We start from the raw sequence: 17239 nt of genomic DNA, 5'->3' as shown, positions 1-17239 counted from the left end.
TAAGCAAATTATTCGATCGTTCCCACGCCCTTGCCGGGGATGTCGTCAGGGACGCTCCGCGTTCCGCTTCTGAATGTGACGCAGTGCATCACGGGATGCGTTCCCACGCGGGAGCGTGGGAACGATCAAACTCATAAGTTAGTTGGATAAAGGGTTAATTTTCCGAAATTCAGACTTATAAAAAGCGGAGGTCGCATAGGACAGTCCTCCAGCTCAATCATTGTTTTCGTTCCATTGATATCAATTATCGCAACTCCATCATCAGCCATGGAGATTAGAGACGCGCTGAGAAAAATGACTCCATCCTTTATGTTCAAGGAAAAACGATCACCTGAAACATCGACGTTATTGCCCCACTCAAACTCTTCATCTATCTCAAGCTCCACATCATGTTCCTCTCCGACTTTCGGAATATCGGCCGACCATGTCGCGACCGCGCTTCCGAAGTCTGTCGAAAAAGCTACTGAGATATTGCCACTGACGCTCTTCACTTCGTCTATTTTAATTTTCATTTTTTGCCCTTCGCCAAGGGAACGCGCACAACTGTATTGTCAATATTCATCACATTCCCCTTCAATTCATACGTCCATATCTCCTCATGATAATGGTGCTTGGTTGGCTTGCTGCTCATTTCATGGACACCATAACGAATACTCTTACGTCCATCTCCAGAAACCAACCTATCTGGGTCCGGCATATTTGTTCTGGGATGAATATTCGTATAGGGCCCCTCACCTAGAAATCGCTCCCACTCATCAGTAGCCTGCTGGGGCTTAATGGGCTTATTTGCGAAGACCTCCTTGTGATATCCCATTTGAGGGATATCAGAGGAAGCCTTCGGTAACTCAACTTCTCCCGCTTGAATCACCGCATCGCTGGCTGGACTCTGCTCGCCACGCAACGGCTTCTTACACCCATCCGGACAATCCACCAACCCCAACGGATCCACCCACCCCGTCGGGTTCAGGGTGTAGCGATACCCATTGAGCCCACCCACCAACTTGCTCGGGTCAGGCGTCAAATAGCGGCCAGTCTCGGGATTGTAGTAGCGGTGCCGGTTGTAGTGCAGGCCGCTTTCCGGGTCGGAGTATTGGCCCTGGAAACGCAGCGGTTGTTCAAGCTGCTCGCCGTCGCCGTGCCTGAGTGCGGTGACTTTGCCGTAGCCGTTGTAACGCGCCGACCAGACGATCTGGCCGTTGGGGTTGGTCAGTTCCTGGGGCGTGCCCAGGTGGTCGAGGTGGTAGTAGAACGGCGTGGTGTTTTCCGGGCCTTCGCCGTTGAGCATCGCCAGTGGACGGAAGGTGCCCGGTTCGTAGACGTAGCTGCGGTGATGGCGCGGGCTGTTTTCGGCGACGACTTGGTCGCCCTGCCAGAAAAACTCCGTGGTCAGGCCGTCCACGGTCTTGCTGATGCGTCGGCCGAAGGCGTCGTAGCGGTAGGAGGTTTCGCAGCCGTCGGCCGTGGTGATGCCGATCAGGCGGTGTTGGCTGTCGTAGCGGTAGGCGCTGACCAGGGCCTCGCCGCGGCGTTCGCGGATCAGGTTGCCGAAGGCGTCGTAGTCGTAGTGGCGGTCGCCCTCCTTCAGCAGGCGGTTGCCCTTGAGGGTGGTCGGGCCGGGGCGGTCCTGTATCAGCAGGTTGCCGGCCGGGTCGTGGCTGAAGTGTTCCGGCGGTTCGCTGTGGGAAAAGTCGATGCGGGTCAGGCGATCTAGAGAATCGTACTGGTAGCTGCGGCGGTTTCGGTGGTCGGAAAGGGTTTGCAGGTTGCCCTTGGGGCTGTAGGTATAGTCGCGCCAGAGCAGTTGCTGCTGTGGGTTCTGCCACGCGGTCTGGGCCTTGAGGCGACCCTGTTCGTCGTACCTGTAGTCACTGAGCAACTGGCCTTGCTGGCGTTGCCGTTCGCGGCTGCCGTCAAAGCGGTGTTCGGTCAGGCGTGCGCCGTTGAGGTCGATGGCGGTCAGTGCGCCGCCCGGGGCGTGGTGGTAGTCGAGCTGGCTGTCGTCCGGCAGGCGCAGGTGGTTGAGGCGTCCGCAGGCATCGTAGCGATAACGCAGGGTGCCCCAGCCCTGGTGCTCAGTGATCAGCCGATCTTGAGCGTCGTATTCGAAGGCCAGCGGATGGTCGCTGCCATCATCGACGTAGACCAGCCGGCCCAGTTCGTCGTAGCGGTATTCGATGGCCTGGCCGTCGGGCAAGGTCTTGAGTTGCAGCCGTCCGGCCGCGTCGCGCTGGTAGCGGGTGACCCATTGCGAACCGTCCTCGCCGTGTTCGGTTTTCTCCAGCAGGTGGCCGTTGAGGTCGTAGGCGTAGGCGGTGCGTTGGCCGTCGAAGCCGATTTGCTGTCGGATCAAGCCGTTGGGCGTGTAGTCCAGCTGATATTGTTCGCCGGATTCGTTCTCGATCTCGGTCAGCAACAGCCGCGCCGAGTCGTAGCGGTACTTCAGCTCGCTACCGTCGGGGTTCAGGCGACGGCTGACCAGGTGCAGGTCATCGGCGTATTCGTAGCGGGTGGTGCGGCCCTGCTCGTCGCGTTCGGCGATGACCTTGCCGTAGGCGTTGTAGCTCCAGGCCCGAATGGCGCCGGTGGGCAGGGTGACTTGCAGCAGTCGGCCGACGGCGTCCCATTGGTAGTGCGTGAGGGCGCCGTGTTCGTCCCGGCGGCTGAGCAAACGTCCCAGGGCATCGTAGGAAAAACACCGCCGACCGCCGTCGGGCAGGATTTCTTCGGTCAGTTGGCCCAGGCGACTCCAGGTGAAGCGATGTTCGCCGCCGTCCGGGTCGTACCTTGCCAGCAGTTGTCCGTGGGCGTCGTAGGCATATTCCGTACGCTGGCCGTCCGGGTCGATGCTGGCGATCACATCGCCAAGGTCATTGCGGCGGTAGGTCCACACCGCCTTGCCACGGGAACGGCTGTGCAGGAAACCGTTGCGGTATTCGTAGGACGTCGGTGCCTCGTCCGGTGGAATCAACGCCAGCAGCCGTCCGACGTCGTCGTAGCGGTATTCGCGGACCGCCCCCAGCGGGTCTTGTTCGGCAATCAGCCGGCCCTGTTCGTCATAGGCCTTGAGGTGTTCGCCGCCGTCGGGCTCGACCTTGCGCACCAGCCGCGCCCGGTCGTCGTGGACATACACTTCCTGGCTGCCATCCAGGTGCCGGACCGTGACGCTGCCGTCCTCGCCCCAGGTGTAGCGGCTGTCCATCTGCGCAAACGAGGCCCAATGCCGTACGCAACGGGACGCCCGCCCGACGCCTTGCCACTCCCAATAAAAACTCGCGCCGCCGGCCAGTTGCCGCTGGAGGATGACGTGCTGGTCGTCGTAGTCGTAGCGTTCGCTTTCACCGGCGGCATTGGTCGCTTCGATCAGTCGGAAACGTCCGTCGTAGCGGTAGGACACCAGCGTCTGCTCGGTCCGCCAGGCCTCGTCGAGGGTGATGGCCGGGTGGAAGCTCTGGTAATCGACGGCGATCAGGTGGCGCTGTTCGTAGCGCAAGCGCAGGGAACGCCCGGCACCGTTGTCCAGGCGGCAAATGTCGCCGTGGATGTTGCGCTGGAGGGTCAGGCGGTTGTCGTAGCGGTCGCTGAGGGCGATCAGGTGGCCGTCGCGAAAGTGCAGGAACGGGGCGTTTTCCCCCGGTTGGGCGACGATCAGTTCGTCCGGCTCGGCCCCCAGGTAGATTGCTGCGCGGGCCAGGCTGTTGTGGATCGCCGGGCGCTGGGTGGTGGGCAGTGGAAAGAGCGTGCGACGGTTTTCCTGGTCGACCCAGGTGACCTGTTCGCCGTCGAGTTCCAGGCGATGGGCCAGGGCATGGCTCCAGCCGCGCCCGAGGCCGATGTCCAGGTTGGCGGCGCTGGTGCGGTATAAACGGGTGAAAACGAACGGCAAACGGCCGTCGAGGGTGCCATCGTCGAGGGTCAGTAGTTCTTCGCCGGTGACCATTGACACCGGGCAGCCGCTGGTCTGGGTCTGGGCGGCGGTGTCGGCGCTGTCGCCGTTGGGGTTTTTCGATTGGGCGGGGGCGTCGTCGTGGGGTTCGTGTTGGCTCAGGCGGGTAGATGGCTGGGATTTTTCCCGCACGATCGGGGCCGGGTTGCTGACCGACAGCGGCGCGGAATCCCCAGTTGAGATCTGCAACGGTCTGACAGGCGCCGGCCCCACCGACGGTCCCTGACCGGCGATTACTACCGGCTTCAGTACGTCGGCATGTTTGTTGGAACTGTCGCCACCGAGTTGTCCGAGGCGTTGACTCGATGCCTGTAGCCACTTCCGGGCGCGTTCCGAGCGGACATGGCGCAGCACTTTACCGCTCATGCGCAGTCCCACGCCCAGGCCACCGGTCACGCGCGCCAAGAGGAAATTGATCAGAATCGAGGCGCGCATTTCCCCCAGGAGTTCGGCCATGTACTGGGGCGGCAGCATCCGCAGCCAACTGGTGAACGCCGCGGTGTAAACGAAGAGCAAGGGCTCATCGCTCAGGATCATCAGTCCTTTGGCAATCGCCTCGGATGACGCCTTCAGCAGTTGCTCAAGCTCGACTTCGGTGAGGTATTCCAACAATTTTTCACTGTTGGCCTGTAGATCCGCCAACAGATCGAAGACCTGTGTTACGTCGTCCCATAGCTCAAACAGGGCATTTTCAAAGCCACGTAGCTGGGCCTCCTGCAATGCGTTGAAGCGCTTTACAAAACCGCTCTCGGAAGACGCCTTCCACAATGGTTGAAACTCGTTCCACTCCGCTTTCAGCCAACCTTCAAGTTCGACGATCTCGTGCTGGTAGGACGCGTACAGCGCCCGGACATGATCGGTCGTGATATTTGGAAAAAAGCTGATCCGGTAGCGCTGGCCGCGGTCGCATTCGGACACTTCCAAAATGCCGCTGGGACCAATGACATGAGGGATCGGATCGCCAAACGTTTCCTTCCCCAGCTCGCCCGTGATGATCGGCTCCAACACCACTGGCGTGTCGCCGATCGGCACGAAACGCGAGGCCTGGAACATGTGCACCAGTGTCAGTGGGCCTTGTGCCGGACACCTCGCCACCACGGCGCTGACCTGTTTGCCACCGTCTTTCACGGGTGCGAGCGACACCTCCTTGCCGACTTTAAATACTTGCTGAATGTCCAGTGTCCGACCGGCCCAGAATCTTTCCGCCCAACTGTCGTAGTCGCCCAGACAGTGGCGAAAGTCCTGCAATACCTCCTCGACATCGGGTGAGTTCATGGCGGCCAAGACCAGCGAACCAATGGCACCGGTTAATGACGGGATCTTGTCAGGGAAACGCATGCAGGCAGCTCGCGGCGCAGGAGTGGGCGCGAGACTGTGCCGGGGATGACAGGAGAAATAAGTCAGTGAAAGAAGCGGGGCGTGTAGGGCAATTCGCTAATTAGGCCTACGTTGCGAGGATTCCGAAAAATCCTGTGGGATGCGGGCTTGCTCGCGAATGCGGTGGGTCAGCTGCCATTGATGTTGACTGACACTCCGCTATCGCGAGCAAGCTCCCACAGGGGAACTGCGGTGAGGTTGGGAATGTGTGAACAGTTGCTTTCACAGGCTCCCCTTAACTTAAGGGCATAAATCATCGTGGCGAGGGAGCTTGCTCCCGCTCGGCTGCGCAGCAGTCGTAAACCTGCCCGGACACCGCGTTGAATGGCCTTGGGGCTGCTTCGCAGCCCAGCGGGAGCAAGCTCCCTCGCCACAGGTTTAGCGTTTTTTGCATTCTCCCAGGGGGTCTTGCGCAGAAAAACGCGGGAATAGATGCCTACCCGCACGCATTCTCAAGAAATACCCGCCTGCAACCCCTCAACCTATCGTAATCTCGCACCTGTATAAGCCCAGCCCCGCCACCGGCCGAGATCTCACCCCGATGCCCTCCATCTACCAACTCAAGCCCGCCTTTCAAAACCTGCTGCGCCCCATGGTCCAACGCCTCTACAACAACGGTGTCACCGCCAATCAGGTCACTCTGCTCGCGGGCATCGTCTCGGTGTTGGTGGGGGCGGTCATTGCCTGGTTCGCCGACCATCCGTGGATTTTCGTCCTGGTGCCGATCTGGATGTTCCTGCGCATGGCGTTGAATGCCGTGGACGGCATGCTGGCGCGGGAGTTTGGTCAACAATCGCATCTGGGCGCCTACCTCAACGAGCTATGCGATATCATCGCCGACGTTGCCTTGATCCTGCCTTTTGCCTTGTTTGCCGATACCAGTCTTCTGCTCGTGTTGTTGGTCACGCTGTTGGCGTTGTTCAGTGAATACGCCGGCGTGCTGGGGGCGATGGTGGGGGCTTCGCGGCGGTATGACGGGCCGATGGGCAAGAGCGATCGCGCTTTTGTGTTTGGCGTGTTGGCGACCGGCATTGCCCTGGGTTGGCTCGGGGCACTCTGGATAAATGGTGTGATGGCGGTGGTTGCCGCCCTGCTGGTTTATACCTTGGTCAATCGGGTCCGTCATGGCCTGGGCCAGGTGACGGAAAACGCTCCCTCAGCATAAGGAAGTTGCAATGCGCGAAGCCCAACACCGGACATTCACCACCCACGATGGCGTGGAACTGTTCTACCAACACTGGCCGGCTATCGATGCCGCAGCGGGCGAACCCCGCCAGGCTGTGTTGTTGTTCCATCGTGGTCATGAACACTCCGGGCGCATTGCGCACCTGGTGGATGAGCTGGATTTGCCCGGGTTCGACTTCTTTGCCTGGGACGCGCGCGGCCACGGCCAGTCGCCGGGCGAACGGGGCGACAGCCCGAGTTTTGCCACCAGTGCGCGGGACGTGCAGACCTTCTGCGATCACATCGGCGCGACGCATCAGATCGACGAAGCGAACATCGCCGTGGTCGCACAAAGCGTCGGCGCGGTGATCGTGTCCACCTGGGTCCATGACTACGCACCGCGCATTCGCTCGCTGGTGCTGGCGTCGCCGGCGTTCAAGGTCAAGCTCTACGTGCCGTTCGCCCGGCCGGGCCTGGCGCTGATGCGCAAGTTCCGCGGCAATTTCTTCGTCAACAGCTACGTCAAGGCGAAATTCCTCAGCCATGACCCAGAGCGCGTGGCGTCCTACGACAGCGATCCGTTGATCACCAAGGCCATTTCGGTGAACGTGCTGCTGGGCCTGTACGAAGCCGCCGACCGCGTGGTGGCCGATGCCCAGGCGATCCAGGTGCCGACGCAGTTGTTGATCTCCGGTTCGGACTTTGTGGTGCACCGCAAACCCCAGGAGCAGTTCTTCGAACGCCTGGGCAGCCTGCACAAGGAAAAACACATTCTGCCGGGTTTCTTCCACGACACCCTCGGCGAGAAGAACCGCGCGCCGGCCATTGCCAGCGCCCGCCGCTTCATCCTGCAGAACTTCGCCCGTCCGCTGGAGCGCCCTTCCCTGCTCGACGCCGATCGCCTGGGCGCGACCTGCGCCGAAGCCGAAACCCTGGCCACCCCGCTGCCCCACAACTCCCTGCGTGACCTTTACTGGCGCATGACCCGCGCCAGCATGCGCTTTGGCAGCAAATTGTCCGCCGGGGTGAAGCTGGGCTTCGACACCGGCTTCGACTCCGGCAGCACCCTGGATTACGTCTACCGCAACCGCCCTACCGGCACGTCGGCGCTGGGCAAGATGATCGACCAGAACTACCTGAATTCCATCGGCTGGCGCGGCATTCGCCAGCGCAAGGTGCACGTCGAAGAACTGCTGCGCCTGGCGATGGCCGAGTTGCGCGCCCAGGACCGCGAAGTGCGGATCGTCGACATCGCCGCCGGCCATGGCCGCTACATTCTCGAAGCGCTGCAAGGCGTCAGCCCGTTGCCCGAGTCGATCCTGCTGCGCGACTACAGCGACATCAACGTGCGCGACGGCAGCGCGCTGATCGTGGAAAAAGGCCTCGGCGACATCGCACGATTCGTCAAAGGCGATGCCTTCGACCGCCAGGATCTGGCAGCCCTGGAGCCAAAACCAACCCTCGCCGTGGTGTCGGGCCTGTACGAACTGTTCGCCGATAACCAGATGGTCGGCGGTTCCCTCGCCGGCCTGGCCGAAGCCGTGGAGCCTGGTGGTTTCCTGGTCTACACCGGCCAGCCGTGGCACCCGCAACTGGAACTGATCGCCCGCGCCCTCACCAGCCACCGCGCAGGGCAAGCCTGGGTGATGCGTCGACGCACCCAGGCGGAAATGGATCAATTGGTCGAGGCGGCGGGCTTCCGCAAGATCACCCTGCGTGTCGATGAATGGGGCATTTTCAGCGTTTCGCTGGCGCAGCGAGTGCAGTAATGAGCGCCGTCATCGCTCCGGCCCGCGAACCCGCGTTGCTCAAACCGGCGGTGCTGTGGCTGCTGTTGCTGGCGCCGCTGTTCTTCACCACCTACGGCTTCGCCACCTGGGTCACCGCCCAGCGTGACGACGTCGGCACGCTGGTGTTCGCCTGGGAAAGCCACATGCCGTTCATGGCCTGGACCATCGTGCCGTACTGGTCGATCGATCTGCTGTACGGCTTGTCCTTGCTGTTGCCCAACAGCCGCGACGAACTCAAGCGCCATGCCTTGCGCCTGCTCACGGCCCAGGTGATTGCGGTCAGTTGCTTTTTGCTCTGGCCGCTGACGTTTACCTTTCCCCGGCCGGAAATGGATGGGCTGTTCGGCTGGATGTTCGACGTGCTGGCCGGCTTCGACAAGCCATTCAACCAGGCGCCGTCGCTGCACATCGCGCTGCTGGTGGTGCTCTGGGTCTGTTACCAGCGGCACTTGCAGGGTTTCTGGCGTTGGCTGATGCACGGTTGGTTCGCCTTGATCGGCGTGTCGGTGCTGACGACTTATCAACATCACTTCATTGACCTGCCCACGGGCGCGTTGGCCGGTTGGTTGTGCGTCTGGTTGTGGCCGCTGGATCGACCGAGTCCGCTGTCGAGCGCGCGCCTGACGGCCGATCCGGCCCGCCGACGCCTGGCCTTGCGTTATGGCCTGGGCGCGGCGGCGCTGTTTATCCCGGCGTTTGCCTTCGGCGGCGCGTGGCTCTGGCTGATCTGGCCGGCGGTCGCGGTGCTCATGGTGGCGCTGAATTACTTGATGTTCGGTGCAGATGGTTTCCAGAAGCGTGCCGATGGTCGCTTGAGTCCGGCGGTGCGTTGGTTGCTGGCGCCGTACCTGGCGGCGGCGTGGATCAATTCCCGCTGCTGGACGCGCAAGCACCCGCAGCCAGACCTGATCGCGGATAACGTCTGGCTGGGGCGAGTGCCTACGCCAATGGAATTGAAGGACAGCACGTTTACCGGCGTGCTCGACCTCTGCGCGGAACTGTCCATGGACAGCTCGAATGTCGCCTATCGTTCGTTACCGGTGCTCGACCTCACGGCGCCGACCGCCGAGCAATGCCTGAAAGCGGCAGAAGCCATCGAAAGCCTGCGCCAACATGGGCCGGTGCTGGTCTGCTGCGCCTTGGGTTATTCGCGCAGCGCCACGGCGGTGGTTGCCTGGTTGTTGCACACTGGCCGGGCAGCGAGCGTTGACGCAGCGATCGTGCAGATCCAGCGCGCTCGACCGCGCATTGTCTTGCACGCCGCGCACCGTCGGGCACTGGAACAGTTATCCACAACACGGGGGAATGCTCATGATCAGTGATATGGAACTCCACACCGTGGCGAGCCTATTGCGCCGGGGTCATTCGCTGGACCAGCTTTCCACGGGACTGACGCTGCTGGCGGCGCTGCTGGGGTTGGGGCAATGGCTGGTGGGCCTGATCGATCCGTGGTTGCTGCTGTTGAGTGCTGTGCTCCTGGTTATCGGAGTGGTGGAAAAATACTGGGCACTGCGCGTGGCGTTCGACGCCGATCTGTTCCAGCGCATGGCCGACAGCACCCACTCCCTGGCCGAACGCACCTATGAATTGGATCAAGCCCTCACCGCGTTGGGCCTGCAACCCGCCGAACGGGCCGGGCGCCTGTGGACCGAACGACGGCACGGCGCGTTGTTGCTGCTGCGTCGGCAGTCGCGGTTGCTGGCGATACAAGTTGTCCTGGTGCTGGGCTTCATCGTGGCCAGTCCCTGGTTAGCTTCAGGTATCTAGATAGTTTTTTGTGGCGAGGGGATTTATCCCCGCTGGGCTGCGAAGCAGCCCTCAAACCAGGCAACTCGGTGTGTCGGGAAGATTGAGTTAACTGCTTTAGGGCTGCTGCGCAGCCCAGCGGGGATAAATCCCCTCGCCACAGAAGAGTGCTCGCCACAGTGATGCTTATGTTTCTCAGGACAAGGAATCCTCATGTTCGAACCCGTGGTCGCCAACCTCATCACCTCCGCCGCTCGCATGGTCACGGGCGCTCGCAGCCTGTGGCTCGGTTGCGCGCCGACGCCGGTGCAGCGGATCTACTTCGCCAACCACAGCAGCCACGGTGACTTCGTGCTGCTCTGGGCCTCGCTGCCGCCGGCGCTGCGCAAGCTCACCCGCCCGGTGGCGGGCTCTGACTATTGGCAAACCAGCCCGGTGCGCCGCTACATCATCAACCGGGTGTTCAACGGCGTGCTGGTGGACCGCGAGCGCAAGGACCCTGCGTACAACCCATTGCAACCGATGCTCGATGCACTGGAAAACGGCGACTCGCTGATCATCTTCCCGGAAGGCACGCGCAATCCGGAGGAAGGCCTGTTGCCCTTCAAGAGCGGGATTTATCACTTGATGAAAAACCACCCCGAGGTCGAGGTGATCCCGGTGTGGATCGCCAACCTCAACCGCGTCATGCCCAAGGGTCGTGTGCTGCCGCTGCCGTTGTTGTGCACCACCAGTTTCGGTGCGCCGCTGTGCATCGAAGAGGGTGAAAGCAAAGAGCAATTCCTTGAACGCAGCCGCGCCGCGCTGCTGGCACTGGCCCCGGAGCACGTCTGACATGGATCGATATACCCTGATGTTGTTTGGCGGGATCGGCGCGATTCTGGTGCTGGCGTCGCTGATTGGTTTCATTCTCAGGCTGCGGACCAAAGGCGCGCCGAACTCGGTCATCGATAACCTCAACGCCCGGATCAACGCCTGGTGGATCATGGTGTTGGTGATCGGCGTGGCGTTCTGGCTCGGTAACGCGGCGGTCATCCTGTTGTTCTACGCGGTGTCGTTCTACGCCCTGCGGGAATTCCTGACCCTGACACCGACCCGGCGCAGTGACTACCCGGCCCTGGTGGCGGCGTTCTACCTGGCCCTGCCGCTGCAATACCTGCTGATCTACTACGACTGGTACGGGCTGTTTTCGATCTTTATCCCGGTGTATGTATTCCTGCTGCTGCCGATCCTGGCGTCCCTGGGCGGCGACAGCACGCATTTCCTCGAGCGCGCGTCGAAGGTGCAGTGGGGCTTGATGATCGCGGTGTTCTGCATCTCCTTCGTCCCCGCCCTGCTGACCCTGGACATCGCCGGTTTCGAAGGGCGCAACCTGTTGCTGATCGCCTACCTGGTGATCGTGGTGCAGCTCTCGGATGTGTTGCAGTACGTCTGCGGCAAGCTGTTCGGCAAACACAAGATCGCGCCGAACCTGTCGCCCTCGAAAACCGTGGAAGGTTTTGTCGGCGGCATCTTCCTGGCCTCGCTGATCGGTGGTGCGCTGTGGTGGATCACGCCGTTCAATCCCTGGCAGTCGTTCCTCATCGCCTTGCTGATCAACCTGCTGGGCTTTGCCGGCGGCATTGTCATGTCAGCGATCAAGCGCGACCGCGGCGTCAAGGACTGGGGCCACATGATCGAAGGCCACGGCGGCATGCTCGACCGGCTGGACTCGGTGTGCTTCGCCGCGCCGATCTTCTTCCACCTGGTGCGGTACTGGTGGACTTGAAAGAGCCTGCGGCGAACCCCTGGACCTGTGGGGGTCTGTGGTGAATACCTAACCTGTGGGAGCGGGCTTGCTCGCGAAATCGGTGGGCCAGCTTGCATTGATGTAGACTGTGCAGCCGTCTTCGCGAGCAAGCCCGCTCCCACAGTGTGCCCGGGCGGGTGGTTTAGCGGTGGGTCGACGGCATGGCCGTGGGATCAACACGAACGGTACGAGCCTGGTTCGTAGAGCGTTCCCACTCCCTGGCATCGTGACTGCAAAAAATCTCCAGGTGCCCATTCTGGCCCGCCGCCAGTTCCCGCAGGCGATCCTGATTGCGCAGCCGTGCCGGGCGATAAGTGTCCATCATGTACTGATAGAACTTCAGCCCCGGCGGGCAACGCCGCTCGGGCTGATGGACTTCATCGTGGAAGAAATACGCATCGCCGGCATGGAGCATCCAGCCGTCCGGTGTCCTCAGGGCGATCCCGGCGTGGCCGGCGGTGTGGCCTTGGAGCGGGACCAGGAAAATGTCCTCTTCTTCCGCCCCGATCAACGCGCGCACCGAATCAAAACCGAACCACGTATCACCGTCCGGGGCATAGAACTCCCAATTGTCGACGCCCTGCCACTGGCGCGCCTGGAATCGCCGTCGACTGATCCAGGTGTCGGCGCTGCGGGCCATCGCCATCTCGTCGCGCATCACGTGAACCCGAGCCTGGGGAAAGTCCTGGAGCCCGCCGGCGTGATCGAAATCCAGGTGCGTCAGCAGGATATGCCGCACATCGCCGGTGTCGAAACCCAACCGGCGCACTTGCTCCAACGCGGTGAGGCGATGCTCGAACTTGATGTTGTTGAACGCCCGGAAGCATCGGCTAAGCCGTTCGGGCGTCTGGACATCCCGCTGGCCAAAACCGGTGTCCACCAGGACCAGGCCATTGTTGTCGGTTTCGATCAACAGGCAATGACACACCAGGCACGCCGTCAGCCCCCGACTGTAGCCATCGAACAACTTCCCACCCACGGGGCACATGCAACCGCAGTTCAGGTGATGGATACGCATGGGGGCCTCCTGTCACGAATGGCGTGCCGCTCTCGGGTTTTTCTTGGGCTCTTTAAAATCGACAGGGAGGGGGCAGGCGCAATTCCGCAAAGGCGACAGGCGGTGGGTATGCCTGGGCGAACACCCATACTGTGGGAGCGAGCCTGCTCGCGAAAGCGGTGTGTCAGTCAACAATCATGTTGGATGTTCCATTGCTTTCGCGAGCAAGCCCGCTCCCACAAGGGGGTCAGTGCTTAGTCCAGAAAATCAATCAAGAATCAAATGCGGCAAAAACCGGCTGGAATCCTTGGTGATCAGGCTGTTGTCTTCCCGCACACCGATGCCGGCGGCCTGGTCGCCGATGACCCACGAGCCGATCAGGGTGTAGCTGTCGTCGAATTTCGGCAGTGGCGCAAATTCCTGGAGGATGAACGGCGCGTCGGTGTAGGGGCCGCCTTCCTTGACGGTCAAGCCGTCAGCGGTCTGCAGCTCGATGTTGGCGCCTTCCCGGGAAAAGAACGGCTTGCGCACCCAGCCTTTCGGCACCGCTTTGCGGGTGTCGGTGTCCAGGTGGGCGGCGAGCAGGTTCGGGTGGCCTTTGTTGAATTCCCACAGCAGCGGCAGGATGCCTTTGTTGGAGATGATCGACTTCCAGGCCGGCTCGAAAAACTGCGTATCGCATTGAGCGATCGCTTCACCAAAGGGCTCGTGGAAGATGAATTCCCACGCATGCAACTTGAACAGGTGCGGAATCCAGCGCTCTTCCAGGTCGACGAAACGTCCGTCGCTGTTGAGGCCGATGTCTTCGATATCGATGTGCCGCGATTCAATGCCGACTTTTTCCGCGATCAGGCGCAAGTAATCCGTGGTGCCTTTGTCTTCCACCGAGCCTTTCATCGAGGCGAAATAGAACGGCTCCTTGAGCTGCAATTGGGCGAAGGCCTGGTGCAGCTTGGTGTCGATGCTGTTGAACTGGTCGGCATGGGCCGGCAGCATGCCGCGCTCGATGCATTGCTCCAGCCACCCCCACTGGAACGCCGCCGCCTCGTAGAGGCTGGTCGGCGTGTCGTAGTTGAGTTCCAACAACTTGGCCGGGCCCGTGCCGTTGTAGGAGAAATCCATGCGCCCGTACAGGTGCGGATGGCCTTCCAGCCATGACGTGCGCACCAGGTCGAAGAACTGCGCGGGAATGCTCAGGCGTTCCAGCAATTCTTCGCTCTGGACCACCCGGGCCACCAGGTCCATGCACATGTCATGGAGCTCGGTGGTCGGGTCTTCCAGGTCGTCCTCGATCTGCTTGAGGGTGAACTGGTAGTACGCGCTTTCGTCCCAATAGGGTTCGTCGTCGATGGTGTGGAACAGAAAGCCGAGTTGCTCGGCGGTCTGTTTCCAGTCAGGACGTTCTGCGCAATGGATCTTTTTCATGACCCTCGTTCCTTAGCCGCCGGAGCTGCTCGAACCGCCCCAACCGCTGCGGGCACTGGACTTGCTGCCGAAGCCACCGCGCGAGGTGGACGACGCAACGGACATCGCCTTGCTGGTCTTGACGGAGTCGGTGTAGCTGCCGTACCGCGCCTGGTTGGACTTGGTAAAGGTCGAGCCGCTGGAAACCCGCTGGCTCAGCGTCGAGGACCCGAAGTTGCCGCGATCATCGCGGTAGCGGTAGACCGGCTCGGAGTAATAACTGCTGCGGTTGCCGCTCAACATATTGCCGATCAGCAGCCCGGTCAGCAGGTTGCCAAAGCCTGAACCACCGACGTTCGCTTCCGAAGCCGGCAACTGGGCCCGGGCGGCATCGACCTCGGACTGCGTGACTTCGCCATCGGCGTTCAGCTCGAAACCACCCAGCTTGGGCAGGAACTTGCCGGCCGAGTCCTGCTGGCACCAATCGGGCACGAAGTCGGCATCGCAATCGGCCTTGCTATCGTAGACCGGCGCGATGCGACGATGCTCACCCATGGCGGTCATGTAGGCGGTGGAGCAAATGTCCACCGGCAGCTTTTCATCGACACATTCCTGGACGGACTGGAAGTTGTACTTCTTCTGCAACTTGTAGGTTTTTTCCGCAGGCCCGCAACCGGATATCGCCAGGGCGACCGACGCGGCCAGCGAGAGCTGGACGTACTTGCTTCGTTTCATCGGGATCTCCGTGGCGCAATCAGTTCGTGGAAGGCGTCATGCACGCGGCGTTCAACATGCCGACGCTGATGGCCACGGCGGCGATGTAGATACCCGCGGCGATTTCACCGTTCTTGATGCGCGCGGAAGCGCCCTTGAGCACCAGGCTGGTGACCAGAAACGCCAGCAACTGGACGACCGCGGCGATCACTGCCCAGACGACGAAGTCCAGCATGCTGATCGAGTAGGCGATCACGTTGCTGGCCGGAATGGCGAAACCGATGACGGCGCCGCCCAGGGCGATGGCTGCAGCCACGTTGCCCGAGCGGATCAGTTCGAATTCCTTGTGCGGCGTGACGCGGGTGTAGATGAACTGGAACAGCGCGAACAGCACGGCGGCGCCGAGGATGTACATGACAAAGCCAAGCACGGCGGCTTTGTTCAGGGAAATGGAGAGCGCTTCAAGCATGGACTTCTTCCTTATTCAAAGAGTGTTCAGGTCAGTGGTGTACAGCGAAATACCCAGCGAAGTGCTCAGGCTGACAGTGCCTTCGGCGTCCTCTTCGACGGAAAACAACAGGAACTCCCGGCGATCCGTCAGGCCGGTGTCGCGGGCATACAGCATCGAACGGTGCTCGACGCTGTAGGACTCTTCGGGATTGCTTACGCGCTCGCTCAATCCCACCAGCTCGGTCTGGCCCGCCTCGGTGCCCCATTCGCGGCTGTACTCGACGCCGTCGTGGGTGTAGGTCGGCAGGCCGATCAGGCTTTCCGGGCCGGCCAGGCGACGCAATTCCGCTTCGCTGTTGATCGTGACGTAGCTGAGGTAGTTGAACAGGATCACCGACTCGACCTGCCCGGCGACGTCGCCGCTGGTGTGCACTTGCAGCCAGTAGTCTTCGTCGTTCATGTAGCAGCGCGACAGCCAGTTCGACTGCCCGAGGTCGACGATGCCCAGGCTCCAGATCTGTTGGTTGCCTGGGATGACCACGGCGGTGTTGCCGTCGAGCAGCAATTTGAGCGTGGCATCGAACATGACCTGCTTGCCGGAGGCCAGGCCCAGCGGCCCAACGACAGGCGCGCTATTGCTGGCTGTTGCGCTCGAATTCGGGGCCTCGAGCCCCATCAACTGTTTAAACCACCCCATGGGAAATTTCCTTGAGACGCGCCGAGGCGATATAGAAGAGTTCGCCGCCCACCACACGGGTGGCACCGGGCGGGTTGATCGACGGCTGGCGGGCACCCTGGGCGCGGTAACCGATCAGCGTAGCGTTGTGCTGCTCTTTCATCCGGATATAAAGGTCGCCAAACGTCGCTTCAAACGCTTCGGGCAGCTTCATCAGGTATTGCGTGGCGCCTTCGCCGACGCAGAGCAATTCATTGATGACCACCGATGAGCCCGGGTCCTGGGAGGCACGCACCAGCATCTCGATGGCCATGCTGGAGGTGCACTCCAGGCTCGGCGCGTAGGCGCTGGCGAGGGCGGCCACTTCGCTGTCATTGAAATGGGCGACCACATGCCCGACAGGCCCCAGTCGATTGACCGCCAGCACGGTGGCCAGGGTCAGGTCGTCGGAAGGGGTGCGCACCAGCACGCGTTCGGCACCTGGCACGCCGGCACGCTGCAACAGCGCGACGGAGGACAGGCTGTCGCCCTTGATGTAGGTGGCCTTGCCGGGCATGGGGTTTTCTTCGAGATCGCAATCGCAGATGACGATCAGGTTGTCATTGGACGTTTCGTCCTGCAGCAGCAGTTCGATGACCCGCTCGCTGGTGGCGCCCTCCCAACCGATGAGCACCGTGTGGCCGACCTTGCCGGTGAAATCGCCTTTGCCCTTCATGCCTTTTCTCCATACATCGATGACGCTGCTGGTGGTTTTGCCGATGACCGTCGTCAACAGGGCAATGCCCCCGAGCATGATCCAGGTCGCCACGAAAATCCGTCCGGCGGAGGTCTGTGGCAACAGATCGCCATAGCCGACGGTGAGCGTGGTGGTGAGATAGAAGTAGATAAACGTGGCGGCGGCGATGAGGTGTTGCTCGCCCAACAGCACCAGGCCGATCCAGGCCGTGGACAGGTGCACGCCCAGCGCAATGGCCAGCCCCGCCCAACCGAAGCGATGGAAGAAGGACGACGCGTACGTGCGCAACAAAAGGAAAATCGACATTGCGTCCCTGACTCCGTGGGGCTTGGTTCCTGGCGGGATCATCGCTCTGGCGCCTGGGGGCACGAGCGTAGTGGCCGGACAGCATTAAACCTGTTGCGCGGCTTGGATAGAAGTACCTGCGTAACAATAAATCCGTGGCGTGCCACA

General features: G+C 61.5%; 14 protein-coding genes. 6 read left to right on the top strand and 8 right to left on the bottom strand.

The window, feature by feature from the left end; translation table 11 throughout:
- Positions 1 to 131: 131 nt before the first annotated feature.
- Together HU715_RS15920 and HU715_RS15915 are read right to left on the bottom strand one after the other, a co-directional pair.
- Positions 132 to 512 (bottom strand): hypothetical protein, encoded by a 381-nt coding sequence (locus HU715_RS15920; RefSeq protein WP_186706608.1) that lies wholly within the window; start codon positions 510 to 512, stop codon positions 132 to 134.
- Positions 509 to 5281, bottom strand: coding sequence for an RHS repeat-associated core domain-containing protein (locus HU715_RS15915; protein ID WP_225917649.1), 4773 nt, complete (start codon positions 5279 to 5281; stop codon positions 509 to 511). Before HU715_RS15915 ends, HU715_RS15920 begins: the two co-directional genes overlap by 4 nt.
- A gap of 580 nt (positions 5282 to 5861) precedes the next feature.
- Between HU715_RS15915 and HU715_RS15910 the strand changes: the two genes are divergently transcribed.
- The 6 genes from HU715_RS15910 to HU715_RS15885 all read left to right on the top strand — a co-directional run bounded on the left by HU715_RS15910 (position 5862) and on the right by HU715_RS15885 (position 11788).
- Complete coding sequence (locus HU715_RS15910; RefSeq protein WP_186710517.1) at positions 5862 to 6485, top strand: CDP-alcohol phosphatidyltransferase family protein; 624 nt, start codon at positions 5862 to 5864, stop codon at positions 6483 to 6485.
- Positions 6486 to 6495: 10 nt separating this feature from the next.
- A complete protein-coding gene (locus HU715_RS15905; RefSeq protein ID WP_186710519.1) occupies positions 6496 to 8253 on the top strand; it encodes a bifunctional alpha/beta hydrolase/class I SAM-dependent methyltransferase in 1758 nt (585 codons plus the stop codon).
- A complete protein-coding gene (locus HU715_RS15900; protein WP_186710521.1) occupies positions 8253 to 9596 on the top strand; it encodes a phosphatase PAP2/dual specificity phosphatase family protein in 1344 nt (447 codons plus the stop codon). Before HU715_RS15905 ends, HU715_RS15900 begins: the two co-directional genes overlap by 1 nt.
- Positions 9586 to 10041, top strand: a complete 456-nt coding sequence (locus HU715_RS15895) for a hypothetical protein (RefSeq protein ID WP_186710523.1) — start codon at positions 9586 to 9588, stop codon at positions 10039 to 10041. The genes HU715_RS15900 and HU715_RS15895 overlap by 11 nt, the downstream gene beginning before the upstream one ends.
- A 192-nt stretch (positions 10042 to 10233) precedes the next feature.
- Positions 10234 to 10854 (top strand): lysophospholipid acyltransferase family protein, encoded by a 621-nt coding sequence (locus tag HU715_RS15890; RefSeq protein ID WP_186710525.1) that lies wholly within the window; start codon positions 10234 to 10236, stop codon positions 10852 to 10854.
- A 1-nt stretch (position 10855) separates the two neighbouring features.
- The gene (locus tag HU715_RS15885) at positions 10856 to 11788 is read left to right on the top strand and encodes a phosphatidate cytidylyltransferase (protein ID WP_053125762.1); all 933 of its coding nucleotides are present in this window, start codon (positions 10856 to 10858) and stop codon (positions 11786 to 11788) included.
- Positions 11789 to 11951: 163 nt separating this feature from the next.
- Here the strand turns inward: HU715_RS15885 and HU715_RS15880 are convergent, their stop codons facing one another.
- The 6 genes from HU715_RS15880 to HU715_RS15855 all read right to left on the bottom strand — a co-directional run bounded on the left by HU715_RS15880 (position 11952) and on the right by HU715_RS15855 (position 17092).
- On the bottom strand, positions 11952 to 12827 hold the full coding sequence (locus HU715_RS15880; RefSeq protein ID WP_186710526.1) for an MBL fold metallo-hydrolase: 876 nt from the start codon (positions 12825 to 12827) through the stop codon (positions 11952 to 11954).
- Positions 12828 to 13073: 246 nt separating this feature from the next.
- Positions 13074 to 14231 (bottom strand): glutathionylspermidine synthase family protein, encoded by a 1158-nt coding sequence (locus tag HU715_RS15875; RefSeq protein WP_186710527.1) that lies wholly within the window; start codon positions 14229 to 14231, stop codon positions 13074 to 13076.
- Between the two features lie 12 nt (positions 14232 to 14243).
- Positions 14244 to 14945 carry a DUF1190 domain-containing protein gene (locus tag HU715_RS15870; protein ID WP_186710528.1) on the bottom strand — a complete coding sequence of 234 codons (702 nt, stop codon included), beginning with the start codon at positions 14943 to 14945 and terminating at the stop codon, positions 14244 to 14246.
- A 19-nt stretch (positions 14946 to 14964) separates the two neighbouring features.
- Positions 14965 to 15393: a DUF350 domain-containing protein gene (locus HU715_RS15865; RefSeq protein WP_014340424.1), complete on the bottom strand. Its 429-nt coding sequence runs from the start codon at positions 15391 to 15393 to the stop codon at positions 14965 to 14967.
- Between the two features lie 15 nt (positions 15394 to 15408).
- Positions 15409 to 16071, bottom strand: coding sequence for a DUF2491 family protein (locus HU715_RS15860; protein WP_186710529.1), 663 nt, complete (start codon positions 16069 to 16071; stop codon positions 15409 to 15411).
- Positions 16058 to 17092, bottom strand: a complete 1035-nt coding sequence (locus HU715_RS15855; RefSeq protein WP_186710530.1) for an ion channel — start codon at positions 17090 to 17092, stop codon at positions 16058 to 16060. Before HU715_RS15855 ends, HU715_RS15860 begins: the two co-directional genes overlap by 14 nt.
- Positions 17093 to 17239: the final 147 nt, after the last annotated feature.

Source organism: Pseudomonas zanjanensis (assembly GCF_014268745.2).
Classification (GTDB): Bacteria; Pseudomonadota; Gammaproteobacteria; order Pseudomonadales; family Pseudomonadaceae; genus Aquipseudomonas; species Aquipseudomonas zanjanensis.
Note: the sequence above shows the minus strand (reverse complement) of the source record. Positions and strands in the feature narration are given on the sequence as shown.